At 69.5% G+C, this 12,803-nt stretch carries 13 protein-coding genes; 8 read left to right on the plus strand and 5 right to left on the minus strand.

Annotation, left to right across the window (positions count from 1 at the left end; translation table 11 throughout):
- From argB to QFZ67_RS32270, 3 genes are read left to right on the plus strand one after another with little or no spacing between them, the layout of a single operon-like run.
- A complete protein-coding gene (gene argB, locus QFZ67_RS32260) occupies nucleotides 1-900 on the plus strand; it encodes an acetylglutamate kinase (RefSeq protein ID WP_307664565.1) in 900 nt (299 codons plus the stop codon).
- Entirely contained in the window at nucleotides 897-2,093 is a 1,197-nt protein-coding gene (locus QFZ67_RS32265; protein ID WP_307664566.1) for an acetylornithine transaminase, read from the plus strand. The genes argB and QFZ67_RS32265 overlap by 4 nt, the downstream gene beginning before the upstream one ends.
- Nucleotides 2,094-2,100: 7 nt before the next feature.
- Nucleotides 2,101-2,637, plus strand: coding sequence for an arginine repressor (locus tag QFZ67_RS32270; protein WP_307664567.1), 537 nt, complete (start codon nucleotides 2,101-2,103; stop codon nucleotides 2,635-2,637).
- Nucleotides 2,638-2,657: 20 nt separating this feature from the next.
- Here QFZ67_RS32270 and QFZ67_RS32275 read toward each other — a convergent pair whose 3' ends face one another.
- The 5 genes from QFZ67_RS32275 to QFZ67_RS32295 form a co-directional block, all read right to left on the minus strand.
- A complete protein-coding gene (locus QFZ67_RS32275; protein WP_307664568.1) occupies nucleotides 2,658-3,434 on the minus strand; it encodes an FAD:protein FMN transferase in 777 nt (258 codons plus the stop codon).
- Nucleotides 3,434-4,303, minus strand: a complete 870-nt coding sequence (locus QFZ67_RS32280) for an FMN-binding protein (RefSeq protein WP_307664569.1) — start codon at nucleotides 4,301-4,303, stop codon at nucleotides 3,434-3,436. Before QFZ67_RS32280 ends, QFZ67_RS32275 begins: the two co-directional genes overlap by 1 nt.
- Nucleotides 4,304-4,341: 38 nt before the next feature.
- Nucleotides 4,342-5,709, minus strand: a complete 1,368-nt coding sequence (locus QFZ67_RS32285; protein WP_307666055.1) for a ferredoxin reductase family protein — start codon at nucleotides 5,707-5,709, stop codon at nucleotides 4,342-4,344.
- A 131-nt stretch (nucleotides 5,710-5,840) separates the two neighbouring features.
- A complete protein-coding gene (locus QFZ67_RS32290; RefSeq protein WP_307664570.1) occupies nucleotides 5,841-6,425 on the minus strand; it encodes a pyridoxamine 5'-phosphate oxidase family protein in 585 nt (194 codons plus the stop codon).
- A gap of 43 nt (nucleotides 6,426-6,468) precedes the next feature.
- On the minus strand, nucleotides 6,469-6,594 hold the full coding sequence (locus tag QFZ67_RS32295; RefSeq protein ID WP_307664571.1) for a hypothetical protein: 126 nt from the start codon (nucleotides 6,592-6,594) through the stop codon (nucleotides 6,469-6,471).
- Nucleotides 6,595-6,824: 230 nt separating this feature from the next.
- Here QFZ67_RS32295 and QFZ67_RS32300 point away from each other — a divergent pair, with 230 nt between their 5' ends.
- From QFZ67_RS32300 to QFZ67_RS32320, 5 genes are all read left to right on the plus strand, one after another.
- Nucleotides 6,825-8,018, plus strand: coding sequence for an argininosuccinate synthase (locus tag QFZ67_RS32300; RefSeq protein ID WP_307664572.1), 1,194 nt, complete (start codon nucleotides 6,825-6,827; stop codon nucleotides 8,016-8,018).
- A gap of 77 nt (nucleotides 8,019-8,095) precedes the next feature.
- Nucleotides 8,096-9,523: an argininosuccinate lyase gene (argH, locus tag QFZ67_RS32305; RefSeq protein ID WP_307664573.1), complete on the plus strand. Its 1,428-nt coding sequence runs from the start codon at nucleotides 8,096-8,098 to the stop codon at nucleotides 9,521-9,523.
- 173 nt (nucleotides 9,524-9,696) lie between these two features.
- Nucleotides 9,697-10,530, plus strand: a complete 834-nt coding sequence (locus QFZ67_RS32310) for an alpha/beta fold hydrolase (protein ID WP_307664574.1) — start codon at nucleotides 9,697-9,699, stop codon at nucleotides 10,528-10,530.
- A 141-nt stretch (nucleotides 10,531-10,671) separates the two neighbouring features.
- On the plus strand, nucleotides 10,672-11,223 hold the full coding sequence (locus tag QFZ67_RS32315) for a TetR/AcrR family transcriptional regulator (protein WP_307664575.1): 552 nt from the start codon (nucleotides 10,672-10,674) through the stop codon (nucleotides 11,221-11,223).
- Complete coding sequence (locus QFZ67_RS32320; protein ID WP_307664576.1) at nucleotides 11,220-12,767, plus strand: MFS transporter; 1,548 nt, start codon at nucleotides 11,220-11,222, stop codon at nucleotides 12,765-12,767. Before QFZ67_RS32315 ends, QFZ67_RS32320 begins: the two co-directional genes overlap by 4 nt.
- Nucleotides 12,768-12,803: the final 36 nt, after the last annotated feature.

Raw genomic sequence — 12,803 nt, forward strand, 5'->3', positions numbered from 1 at the left:
ATGAGCACTCGTAAGCACACCGCACTGCCCAAAGCCCAGATCCTCATCGAGGCGCTGCCCTGGCTGACCCGGCACAACGGCAAGACCGTCGTCATCAAATTCGGCGGCAACGCCATGATCGACGAGGACCTCAAGGCGGCCTTCGCCCAGGACGTCGTCTTCCTGCGCCAGGCCGGGCTCAAGCCGGTCGTCGTGCACGGCGGCGGCCCGCAGATCAGCGCCCAGCTCGACAAGCAGGGCCTGGTCAGCGAGTTCAAGGCGGGCCTGCGGGTCACCACGCCCGAAGCCATGGACGTCGTACGGATGGTGCTGGCCGGCCAGGTCCAGCGCGAGCTCGTCGGGCTGCTCAACCAGCACGGCCCGCTCGCCGTCGGCATGACCGGCGAGGACGCCCACACCATCACCGCCACCAAGCATCAGCCGCAGATCGACGGCGAACTGGTCGACATCGGCCGGGTCGGCGAGATCACCAAGATCGACCCGGGTGCCATCGAGGCGCTGCTGGACGACGGCCGTATCCCGGTCATCTCCTCCATCGCCCGCTCCGCCGACGACCACCACGTCTACAACGTCAACGCCGACACCGCCGCTGCCGCGCTCGCCGCCGCGCTCGGCGCCGAGACGCTGATGGTGCTCACCGATGTGGAGGGGCTCTACGAGGACTGGCCGAGCAGCGACGAGGTGATCAGCAGGCTCACCGCGAGCCAGCTGGAGAAGCTGCTGCCCGACCTCTCCAGCGGCATGGTCCCCAAGATGGAGGGGTGCCTGTTCGCCGTACGCAACGGGGTCAACACCGCCCGCGTGCTCGACGGCCGCGTCCCGCACTCGATCCTGCTGGAGATCTTCACCGACGAGGGCATCGGCACGATGGTCGTGCCCGACGGACAGGGGGAATCATGAGCAACCAGGAATTCGCGCAGCGCTGGCAGGGCGTGATGACCGACAACTACGGCACGCCGAAGCTGTCCCTCGTCCGCGGCGAGGGCGCCAAGGTCTGGGACGCGGACGGCGTCGAGTACACCGACTTCGTCGGCGGCATCGCCGTGAACGCGCTGGGCCACGCCCACCCCGCCGTCGTCGGGGCCGTCTCCCGGCAGATCGCCTCCCTCGGCCATGTCTCCAACCTGTACGTCGCCGAGCCGCCCGTCGCACTGGCGGAGCGCCTCATCCAGCTCGTCGGCCGCCCCGGACGCGTCTTCTTCTGCAACTCGGGCGCGGAGGCCAACGAAGCCGCCTTCAAGATCGGCCGGCTGACGGGCCGTAAGCACATGGTCGCCACCCACGGCGGCTTCCACGGCCGCACCATGGGGTCGCTGGCGCTCACCGGCCAGCCGGGAAAGCAGGAGCCGTTCCTGCCGCTGCCCGGGGACGTCACGCACGTTGAGTACGGAGACGCCGAAGCGCTGCGGGCCGTGGTCACCGAAGAGACCGCGCTTGTGATCATCGAACCGATCCAGGGCGAGAACGGCGTGGTCGTGCCGCCCAAGGGCTATCTGGAGGCCGCCCGGGAGATCACCCGGGCCACCGGCACGCTGCTCGTGCTCGACGAGGTCCAGACGGGCATCGGCCGGACAGGACACTGGTTCGAGCACCAGGCCCACCAGGGCGTCGAGCCCGATCTGGTCACGCTCGCCAAGGGGCTCGGCGGCGGGCTCCCCATCGGCGCGACCATCGCCTTCGGCGAGGCCGCCGAGCTGCTGAAGCCCGGCCAGCACGGCACCACCTTCGGCGGGAACCCGGTCGCCTGCGCCGCCGGACTCGCCGTACTCGACACCCTCGCGGCCGGTGGAACCCTCGACGAGGTCAAGCGCCTCGGCGAGAAACTGCGGGACGGAATCGAATCCCTGGGCCACCCGCTGGTCTCCCATGTCCGTGGCGCGGGCCTGCTGCTGGGTATCGTGCTCACCGAGCCCCTCGCGCCCCAGGCGCAGCAGGCGGCTCAGAGCGCCGGCTTCCTGGTGAACGCGCCTGCCCCCGATGTCGTACGGCTGATGCCTCCACTGGTCATCGGCGAGGCCGAGGTGGACGCGTTCCTCGGGGCCCTGCCCGGCGTTCTCGACGCAGCAAGCGGGGATGGACGATCCGGAGAATGAGACGACGATGACCGAGGCGCAGGACACCGAGCACGGCGGGCCCGCCGTTCCGCAGACCCGTACGGCCCGCCACCGCCGGATCGTGGACATCCTCAACCGGCAGCCGGTGCGCTCGCAGAGCCAGCTCGCCAAGCTCCTCGCGGACAACGGACTGAGCGTCACCCAGGCGACTCTCTCCCGCGACCTCGACGAGCTGGGCGCGGTGAAGATCCGCAACACCGGCGGCGAGCTGATCTACGCGGTGCCCAGCGAGGGCGGCTTCCGCACCCCGCATGCCCCGCTCGGTGAGTCGGCGAAGGAGGAGCGCATGCGTCGCCTCTCCGGCGAACTGCTGATCTCGGCCGAGGCGTCGGCCAACCTTGTGGTGCTGCGTACGCCGCCGGGCGCGGCCCAGTTCCTCGCCTCGGCCATCGACCAGGCCGAACTGCACGACATCCTCGGCACCATCGCGGGCGACGACACGCTGCTGCTCATCAGCCGCGACCCGGTGGGCGGTCAGGCGCTCGCGGACCATCTGCTGCGCCTGGCCCAGAACGACCGCTGAGGCCGTCGGCGGTCCGGTCGTCAGGCAGTCAACTTCGCCGTGTGCCGGGCGAATCCGCTGGTCCGCCAGGTGCTGCCGTCGGCATTGACCGCAAAGCCCTCGGTGCCGGGCAGCTCCTCCAGCCAGTCGCGGGCCCGCCCGCCCATGGCGTACGCGGCGGTCGCCCTGGCGTCCGCGTGGGTCAGCCCCGGGCAGACGACGGTCATCGACGCCAGGACTTCGGCGGGAGGCCGGCGGGTGTGCGGATCGAGAATGTGGCAGCCGCGCTCGGCCGGGCCCGATGTTGCGACGGCGAGGCCCTCGTCGGCCTCGATCACCGTGACAAGCTCGCCCGGGTGCAGCGGGTCACTGACGCCCACCCGCCAGGGGCCGCCGTACAGCTGGATGTCGCCGCCTCCGTTGAGGCAGACCGAATCCGCACCGGACGAGGCGAGCATGCGGACCGCGCACTCCACCGCCCAGCCCTTGACCAGACCGGTCGGATCCAGCTCGCCGGCGTACCGGGCGGTGAACCAGCCGTCGCTCTCGCGCTCCGCGTCCGCGCACAGATCGAGCACTTCGGCGACCTCGGAGACACAGTCTCCGAGCGAGAGTTCGCCGCGGGCGAGCCGGCTGAGCTGGCTGCCCGGACGGTACGTCGAGAAGGTCTCGTCCACGCGGTGCAGACCGGCCACGGCGGCGGCGAGTCCGGCGCGCACCCTGGGAGAGTCGCTGCTGTCGGCGATACGGATGTCGAACGAGAAGACCGTGCCCATGGAGTGCTCGACATGGCGCAGGCGCTCTGGGCCGCCGGGCATCACAGGCCCGCCTTGTCGAGCGCGCTCTGCAGGGACTTGATGTAGCCCTCGCTCGTGTAGCTGGCGCCGGAGACCGCGTCGATCTGCGCGCTCTGTGCCTTGACCGCTGCCTGGTTCAGTTTGGGCACAGCGCCCGCCGCGATCTGTCGGCTGTTGGCGTCGGAGTCGGGTGCCTTGACGGCGTCGGCCGCGGTGACCTTGCCGCCACTGACCGTGATCCGGACCTGCACCGGGCCGTACTGGGTGTCGGCCACGTCGCCGAGGACGGTCTTCGCCGCCGGGGCGCCACCGGAGCCGGAACCCGAGCCGGAGCCGGAGTCCGAGTCCGAGCCGGAGCCCGACGCCGCACCCGAACCCGAGTCCCCTGCCCCGGGCTGTGCCCCGGCCTGCGCGCCGGACCCGTCGCTGCCGGAATCCCCGGCACCGGAGCCCACCGCCCCCGCGGCCCCGGCCTTGTCGAGCGCGCTCTGCAGGGACTTGATGTAGCCCTCGCTGGTGTAACTGGCCCCGGAGACCGCGTCGATCTGTGCGCTCTGCGCCGTCATCACGGCCTGGTTGAGCTTGGGGATCGCGCCCGCGGCGATCTGCCGGCTCTTGGCGTCGGCGCTGGGCGCCTTCACCGCCTGCGCCCCGGTGATTCTGCCGCCGCTGAGGGTGAGTTGGACCTGGACGTCGCCGTACTGCGTGGCGGCCACGTCACCGAGCACTGTCTCTCCCCCCGCGGCCACGGCCCCGTTCCCGGCGGACGCCGAGCCGGCGGGCGGAACCTGGGAGCCTGCCTGCGACGACGCCTCGGCCACGGTGTTCCCCGGCTGCTTCAGTGCGAGCAGCAGGACGACACTGGACGCGGTGGCGGCGACGCCGATCATGATCCGGCGAAGCGGATGTTTCCTCTTCAAGGACGGCCTCACATCTCGAAGGACTCGTGGTGGATCCGGCGGGACGGCACTCCTGCTTCGCGCAGTGCCTGGTACGACTCCTCGGCGAGACCGGGCGGCCCGCAGAGATAGACGTCGTGCGCGTCGATGTCGGGCAGCACTTCCTTCAGCCGCTCGGCGGTGATCTCGGGCCGTGCCCCGTCAGGACCGTTCACGGCGTACATCAGCTGTGCGTCCCGGCGCTCGGCGATCTGCTGGAGCTCGTCCCAGAGCGCAAGGTCCTGCTTCTTGCTGGCCCGGTAGAGCAGCGTCAGGTCGCCGGGGCCGCCGGGCAGCGTCTCGAACAGTGCCCGCAGCGGGGTGATTCCGGCGCCGCCCGCGATCAGCAGTACCTTGTTGCGGCTCCGACGGCCGGCGGTCATGGCTCCGTACGGGCCCTCCGCCCAGATCCGCGTCCCCGGCTCCAGCCGGGAGAGGGCCGTGCTGTGCTTGCCGACCGCCTTGACGGTGATACGCATCAGATTGGGCCGCGGCGGGGCGGAGAGCGAGTACGGATTGGCACTCCAGCGCAGCCCCTTGGTGAGGAACCGCCAGCGGAAGAACTGACCAGCCTCGGCGCCGAGCCGGTGCAGCCGTCGCCCGCTGATCAGCACGGAGACCACACCGGGTGCCTCGTCCACGGTCGACTCGACCCGCATCCGGTGCCAGAGGTTGAGCCGCACGGGGGAGAGGACGCGGTACCAGAGCAGCAGCGCGCCGACCGCTCCGTACAGCACGTACCAGACAGTGCGCACCGTCGGGTTCGCCACGAACTCGGCACCCGTCGCCAGCTGGTGCCAGAAGGTCAGATACACCGCGACATAGGTGAGAAGGTGCAGGTAGTACCACGTCTCGTAGGCCATCCGTCGGCGTACGACCCCGGCCGAGACGAAGCCGATGAGCAGCAGGAGCCCGGTGCCGATCGCCGCCTTGATCATTTCGGGGAAGTCGACGACGACGGTGACGGTCTGCTCCACGAGGCCGGTACGGGCCTGGACGGCGTACCCCCAGACGGTCAGCACGACATGCGCGACGATCAGACTGATCGCATAGCGGCCGCTCATCGCGTGCCAGCGCGTCACCCGGTCGGAACCCACCCGCCGTTCCAGCGCCGGGACGCGTGCCATCAGCAGCACCACCAGCGCGATCATGTATCCGCCCAGCAGACCGGTGATCCTGCCGGCACCGATCAGCCACTCGGCTGTGGTCATGTGCACCACCGCCGTGTTCTGCCACCACAGGGACAGCACGGCCACCGCCCCCGCCCAGGCGACGGCCAGCAGCGCCACCGCCGGGTCACGCCGGGGGCGGATCGCCCGCATGGTCTGGCGTCTTGCGGCCCGACCGCTCTGCAACATCGCCACGACTAGCTCCTCGGCTGTACCACTTTCGCGTACGGGGATACGCATGCGAGGCGCGTGGAGTTCAACTCGAGGGACGCTTGTGCAATCTGTGAGTCGCCGGCCCGGTCAGTAACGGGTGATACGGCTCAGGGCGTCGGCGGCAGCGGAAGCGGCAGCCCCGGGAGCCCGTCGATGCTGCTGGCGATGTGCTCCTTCTTGTGGAAGTAGCTGTCGAGACTCTCGTCGTCCTCGCGCTCGAACCGCCTGGCGTGCAGATCCCGGTCCTCGTCGTACGTCATGAAGGGCACTGCGTATCCGCAGGTGTCGCGGACGAGTTCGGCTGTCACCACGATGATCGCGCGCAGCCCGTGCCTGGTCGGATCGATGTCGGGGAAGCTGGCGAGGAGTTCCTTGAAGCGCGGGTCGTCTCGGAAGACGGGCTCACCGCGGCCGTGCACGCGCACGATGTTCGGCGGCCCCTGGAAGGCGCACCACATCAGGGTGATGCGGCCGTTCTCCCGGAGGTGGGCGATGGTCTCGGCGTTGCTGCCGGCGAAGTCGAGGTAGGCCACGGTCTGCTCGTCGAGGACCGCGAAGGAGCCGGTGAGGCCCTTGGGGGAGAGGTTGATCGTGCCGTCACCGCCGAGTGGTGCGGTGGCGGTGAAGAACATCTGCTGCTCTTCGATGAAGGTGCGCAGTCGGCCGTCTATCCGCTCATAGATCTTTCCCATGCCATGGATTATTGGTGATCGGGGACGTCCGCCGCGTTCGATTTCACCCGGTGATACCCAACTCCCGCCGCAGCCGTGCCAGTACGTAGTCGCTGAACAGATGCGTGCAGCGGTCCAGGAGCGCGGCCACCTCGGCGTCGCCGCGCGGCACTCCGGCCGGCGGCACCACCCACAGCTGGATCGCCGGACCGGCCAGCGCCTTAAGCGGCCATCGCCCACCTGGTCCGAAAGTCCCTGATCACTGCCGCTCCCCCCGGTCGTGCCCGCGAAGCGCCAATCGTAGGCGCGGTGCATGGCCCGACGCCGCCGAATATGTGCACGCCCACAGAGCGCGTTGACAAAACATACGGAGGTCTGCATAGTTATACCCATCACCGACTGTACCGTAAGGAGAAACCAGTGACCGAGCGCGTCGTACTCGCCTACTCGGGCGGTCTGGACACCTCTGTCGCCATCGGCTGGATCGCCGAGGAGACGGGCGCCGAGGTCATCGCCGTTGCCGTGGACGTCGGCCAGGGCGGCGAGGACCTGGACGTCATCCGCAAGCGCGCGCTCGCCTGCGGTGCCGTCGAGGCCGAAGTGGCGGACGCCAAGGACGAGTTCGCCGACGAGTACTGCCTTCCGGCGATCAAGGCCAACGCCCTTTACATGGACCGCTACCCGCTGGTCTCCGCCCTCTCCCGGCCGACGATCGTCAAGCACCTCGTCGCCGCCGCCAAGAAGCACAACGCGGGCATCGTCGCCCACGGCTGCACCGGCAAGGGCAACGACCAGGTCCGCTTCGAGGCCGGTATCTCCGCGCTCGGCCCGGACCTGAAGTGCATCGCCCCGGTCCGTGACTATGCGATGACCCGGGACAAGGCGATCGCCTTCTGCGAGGAGAAGCAGCTCCCGATCGCGACCACCAAGAAGTCGCCGTACTCCATCGACCAGAACGTCTTCGGGCGGGCCGTCGAGACCGGCTTCCTGGAGGACATCTGGAACGCGCCGATCGAGGACATCTACGAGTACACGTCGAACCCGGCGGAGCCGCGCGAGGCAGACGAGGTCGTCATCTCCTTCAAGGAGGGCGTCCCGGTCGCCATCGACGGCAAGCCCGTCACCGTCCTGCAGGCGATCCAGCAGCTCAACGAGCGGGCCGGCGGCCAGGGCATCGGCCGGATCGACATGGTCGAGGACCGTCTTGTCGGCATCAAGTCCCGTGAGGTGTACGAGGCGCCGGGCGCGATCGCGCTGATCACCGCGCACCAGGAGCTGGAGAACGTCACGGTCGAGCGGGAACTCGCCCGGTACAAGCGGCAGGTCGAGCAGCGCTGGGGCGAGCTGGTCTACGACGGCCTGTGGTTCTCGCCGCTGAAGCGGGCCCTGGACGGCTTCATCAACGAGGCCAACCAGCACGTCACCGGCGACATCCGGATGACCCTGCACGGCGGCCGTGCCGTCGTCACCGGCCGGAAGTCCGAGGAGTCGCTGTACGACTTCAACCTGGCGACCTACGACTCGGGTGACACGTTCGACCAGTCGAAGGCGCAGGGCTTCATCGAACTCTTCGGCCTGTCGTCGAAGATCGCCGCCAAGCGGGACCTGATCTGAGCAGTAGCGTGATTTCCGCCTCCTCACCCCCGGGGTGGGGAGGCGGTCGTACATCCACAGCCTTGAGGAGCACAGCAGTGAGCAGCAACAGCGGTGACGTCCGGCTCTGGGGCGGCCGTTTCGCCGACGGTCCCGCCGAGGCGCTGGCCAAGCTGTCCGCGTCCGTCCACTTCGACTGGCGGCTCGCGCCGTACGACATCGCGGGGTCCCGCGCCCACGCGCGCGTGCTGCACAAGGCGGGGCTGCTCACCGAGGACGAGCTGGCCCGGATGCTTGCCGGGCTCGACCGGCTCGAAGCGGATGTGGCGGACGGCTCTTTCGTGGGCACGATCGCCGACGAGGACGTGCACACCGCCCTGGAGCGGGGGCTGCTGGAGCGCCTGGGCCCCGACCTCGGTGGCAAGCTGCGGGCCGGGCGCTCGCGGAACGACCAGGTCGCGACGCTCTTCCGGATGTATCTGCGGGACCACGCGCGGATCATCGGGGGCCTGATCGCCGATCTCCAGGACGCGCTGGTGGGTCTGGCCGAGGCGCACCCCGATGTGGCGATGCCGGGCCGTACGCACCTTCAGCACGCGCAGCCGGTGCTCTTCGCGCACCATGTGCTGGCCCATGTCCAGTCGCTGTCCCGGGATGCCGAGCGGCTTCGCCAGTGGGACGAGCGCACGGCGGTCTCCCCGTACGGCTCGGGCGCCCTGGCCGGGTCCTCCCTCGGCCTTGACCCGGAGTCGGTGGCCAAGGACCTCGGCTTCGAGCACGGCTCCGTGGGCAACTCCATCGACGGCACGGCGTCGCGTGACTTCGTCGCCGAGTTCGCCTTCATCACCGCGATGATCGGCGTGAACCTCTCCCGTATCGCGGAGGAGGTCATCATCTGGAACACGAAGGAGTTCTCCTTCGTCACCCTGCACGACGCCTTCTCCACCGGTTCGTCGATCATGCCGCAGAAGAAGAATCCGGACATCGCGGAGCTCGCGCGCGGCAAGTCCGGCCGCCTCATCGGCAACCTGACGGGCTTGCTCGCCACCCTGAAGGCCCTGCCCCTCGCGTACAACCGCGACCTCCAGGAGGACAAGGAGCCGGTTTTCGACTCCTGTGACCAGCTGGAGGTCCTGCTCCCGGCGTTCACCGGCATGATGGCGACGCTCACGGTCAACCGGGAGCGGATGGAAGAGCTTGCCCCGGCCGGCTTCTCTCTCGCCACCGACATCGCCGAGTGGCTGGTCAAGCAGGGTGTGCCGTTCCGGGCCGCGCACGAGGTCGCGGGCGAGTGCGTCAAGGAGTGCGAGGCGCGGGGGATCGAGCTGGACCAGCTGACTGATGCTCAGTTCGCCAAGATTTCTCCGCATCTGACACCAGATGTCCGCAAGGTTCTCAATGTGCCCGGCGCGCTCGCCTCGCGCAGCGGCCGTGGGGGCACGGCGCCCTCCGCGGTGGCCGTCCAACTCGCCGAAGTGAAGGCCGATCTGGCCGCACAGCGGGCGTGGGCGGACGCCAAGCGCTGACCTTCGTACGCGAATCGCAGCCGCACCGGCCGGGGCGTACGTCCTGGCCGGTGTGACATTTGCGGACGGCGCGAGTCTTGACGTGTCAGTAACTTGGAGGCAAATATTCCGTAACCCGGTCGGCATTGCCGAACGCTTCCGCGTCGACCGGTGCACGGAAAGGCCCCCACGTCATGCGTCTGCGCACCCTCATCCGCCCGCTGGTCTCCGCCGTCGCGGTGGCGGTTCTCGGCGCCGCGGGGCTCGCCGCATCCGGATCCGCCTCGGCCGCGGACACCGCCGTCGCCCCGCCCGGTGCGAACGACTGGTCCTGCAAGCCGGACGCGGCACATCCGCAGCCGGTCATCCTGGTCAACGGCACGTTCAAGTCGATGGCCGAGAACTGGGCCGTGCTCTCCTCGCGGTTGGCCGCCGAGGGCTACTGCGTCTTCGCGTTCGACTACGGGGACATGGCCACTGCCCCGATCCCCGACTCGGCGGCACAGTTGCGCGACTTCGTCGACACCGTGCGCAGCCGAACGGGCGCCAAGAGGGTCGACCTCGTCGGCCACAGCCAGGGCGGCATGATGCCGCGCTACTACGTGAAGTTCCTCGGTGGCGCGACAAAGGTCGACGATCTGGTCGGCATCGTGCCGTCCAACCACGGCACCAGCAACCCGCTGGCGATCGCAGCCGGTGCCACCGTCTGCCCGGCCTGTGTGGACCAGACTGCGGGCTCCCCGCTGCTGACGAAGCTCAACGCCGACCCCGAGGCTCCGGCCGGCCCCGACTACACCCAGATCGCGACTCGGTACGACGAGGTCGTGGTGCCGTACACCAGCGCGTATCTCACGGGCTCTGACCGGTACGTCACCAATGTGCTGCTCCAGGACGCCTGTCCGGTCAACACCTCGGAGCACGACCAGGCACCCAAGGATGCGGTCGTCGCCCAGTGGGTGCTCAATGCCCTGGGGCGGTCCGGCCCCGCCGACCCGGGCTTCCGGCCCGACTGCCTGCCCGTCGGCTGATCTTCGGCTGACCTTCAGCCGCCTGACCGGAGGAGCCTTGTCGCCGGTCAGGCGGCTTTCGGCGTTCCTGGGCGAACGCTGTCGTGAGACAGTGCAGCCCCTCATGAGACAAAGATGTCTCACGAGGGGTATAGTTGTCTCATGCCTGTTGACCGGACACACGTGCTGCACGAAGCCGCTGCCCTGCTCGCCCGTAAGTCCACCGCCACCATGGACGAGGTCGCCCGTGCCGCCGGTATCGGCCGTGCCACCCTGCACCGGCACTTCGCCGGGCGGAACGCGCTGGTCAAGGCGCTGGAGCAGCTCGGCATCCAGGAGTTCGAGGCCGCGCTCGACCGGGCGCGGCTCGAGGTGGGTGGGGCCGGTGACGGGCTGCGGCGGCTCATCGCCGAGATGGAGCCCGCAGCCGATCTGCTGGCCTTTCTCGTCACCGAGAACCAGCTCTTCGAGGGCGACCAGGTCAACGAAGGCTGGGCCAGGCTCGATGCCCGGGTGTCCGCGCTCTTCCGGCGTGGCCAGGATCAGGGCGAGTTCCGGATCGACCTGACGCCCGCATGGCTGACCGAGGCTCTCTACGGCCTCATCGGCAGCTGCGCCTGGGCCGTCATGGACGGCCGGGTCGCCAAGAACGACTTCCAGTACATGATCGCCGAGCTGCTGCTCGGCGGAGCACGACGGAGTGTGGAGAAATGAGCAGCACCCTCCAGCGCACGAGCGGGACGGACGAAACCGTATACCGCCGCGGGCGCTGGCTCGCGCTCGCGGTACTCGTCCTGGCCGTCCTCCTGGTGGCCGTCGACGCCACCGTCCTCGGCCTCGCCACCCCCTTCCTCAGCGAGGACCTCAAGCCCTCGGGCACCCAGCTGCTGTGGATCGGTGACGTCTACTCATTCGTCATCGCGGGCCTGCTCGTCTCCATGGGCAGCCTCGGTGACCGCATCGGCCGCAAGAAGCTGCTGCTGCTCGGGTCCGTCGCGTTCGGCGCGGTCTCCGTCCTCAACGCGTACGCCACCAGCCCCGAGATGATGATTCTCGCCAGGGCGCTGCTCGGCGTCGCCGGCGCGACTCTGATGCCCTCCACCCTCGCGCTGATCCGCAACATCTTCCACGACCCCAAGGAGCGCAGCCTCGCCATCGGCATCTGGGGTGCGACGGCCTCGGCCGGCGCGGCCGTCGGGCCGGTCGTCGGCGGCTTCCTGCTGGAGCACTTCTGGTGGGGCTCGGTCTTCCTGATCAACCTGCCCGTCATGGCCGTCCTGGTGCTCGTCGGCGTCAAGCTGCTGCCCGAGTCGAAGAACCCGGTGGCCGGCCCCTGGGACCTGATCAGCGTCGTACTGTCCCTCGTCGGCATGGTCGGTGTGGTCTACGCCGTCAAGGAGGCGGCGACACACGGAGCGAGCTGGGAGGCCGGCGGCGCGGCGGTGATCGGTCTCGCTGCGCTGTACGGCTTCGTACGCAGGCAGTTGACGCTGCCGACACCGCTTCTCGACATGCGGCTGTTCCGGCACCGCGGCTTCTCCGCCGCCGTTCTCGCCGATCTGCTCACCATCCTCGGCCTGTCCGGACTGGTCTTCTTCCTCTCCCAGTTCCTGCAACTGGTCCAGGGCCGGGAGCCGTTGGAGGCGGGTCTTGCCGAACTGCCCGCGGCGATCGGCGCGGTGGCCACCGGTCTGATCGCGGGCACCTTCGCCCGCCGGTTCTCCGTACGGTCCGTGGTGGCCGGCGGTCTCGCCGCCGTCGGACTCGCCCTCGCCGTGCTGACCCTGCTCGACCAGTCCACCGGCTATCCACTGCTCGGCGCGGCCCTGCTGGTCGTCGGTGTCGGCGCCGGATTCTCCTTCACCGTCACCGCGGACGTCATTTTGTCGAGCGTTCCGAAGGAGCAGGCGGGCGCCGCGTCCGCGGTCTCGGAGACGGCGTACGAACTGGGCGCGGCGCTCGGTATCGCGCTGCTCGGCTCCATCGTCACCGGCGTGTACCGCGGGTTCACGGCCCCGGCGGGTGTCCCGGCCGGTACGGTGTCGGCGGCCCACGAGTCGCTCGGCGGCGCCGTCGAGGCGGCGACGACGCTGCCGCGCCAGCAGGCCGCCGATCTGATGGCCGCCGCACAGGAGGCGTTCACGGACGGCCTGCGCCTCGCGTCCGGCATCGGCGCGGCGGTACTCCTGGCCACCGCGGTGGCGGCGTGGTTCCTGCTGCGCGGTCAGCAACTCGAGGACGGCCTCGAACACCCGTAAGGCCGAAAGTCCTCGCACCGCACACGAAAGGGCGGG

This window comes from Streptomyces sp. V1I1 (assembly GCF_030817355.1).
Lineage (GTDB): Bacteria > Actinomycetota > Actinomycetes > Streptomycetales > Streptomycetaceae > Streptomyces.

Excerpts from the sequence above, each read along its gene's own strand:
- argB (WP_307664565.1), top strand. The coding sequence starts at position 1 with ATGAGCACTCGTAAGCACACCGCACTGCCCAAAGCCCAGATCCTCATC.
- QFZ67_RS32265 (WP_307664566.1), top strand. The coding sequence starts at position 897 with ATGAGCAACCAGGAATTCGCGCAGCGCTGGCAGGGCGTGATGACCGAC.
- QFZ67_RS32270 (WP_307664567.1), top strand. The coding sequence starts at position 2,101 with ATGACCGAGGCGCAGGACACCGAGCACGGCGGGCCCGCCGTTCCGCAG.
- QFZ67_RS32275 (WP_307664568.1), bottom strand. The coding sequence starts at position 3,434 with ATGCCCGGCGGCCCAGAGCGCCTGCGCCATGTCGAGCACTCCATGGGC.
- QFZ67_RS32280 (WP_307664569.1), bottom strand. The coding sequence starts at position 4,303 with ATGATCGGCGTCGCCGCCACCGCGTCCAGTGTCGTCCTGCTGCTCGCA.
- QFZ67_RS32285 (WP_307666055.1), bottom strand. The coding sequence starts at position 5,709 with ATGTTGCAGAGCGGTCGGGCCGCAAGACGCCAGACCATGCGGGCGATC.
- QFZ67_RS32290 (WP_307664570.1), bottom strand. The coding sequence starts at position 6,425 with ATGGGAAAGATCTATGAGCGGATAGACGGCCGACTGCGCACCTTCATC.
- QFZ67_RS32310 (WP_307664574.1), top strand. The coding sequence starts at position 9,697 with ATGCGTCTGCGCACCCTCATCCGCCCGCTGGTCTCCGCCGTCGCGGTG.
- QFZ67_RS32315 (WP_307664575.1), top strand. The coding sequence starts at position 10,672 with ATGCCTGTTGACCGGACACACGTGCTGCACGAAGCCGCTGCCCTGCTC.
- QFZ67_RS32320 (WP_307664576.1), top strand. The coding sequence starts at position 11,220 with ATGAGCAGCACCCTCCAGCGCACGAGCGGGACGGACGAAACCGTATAC.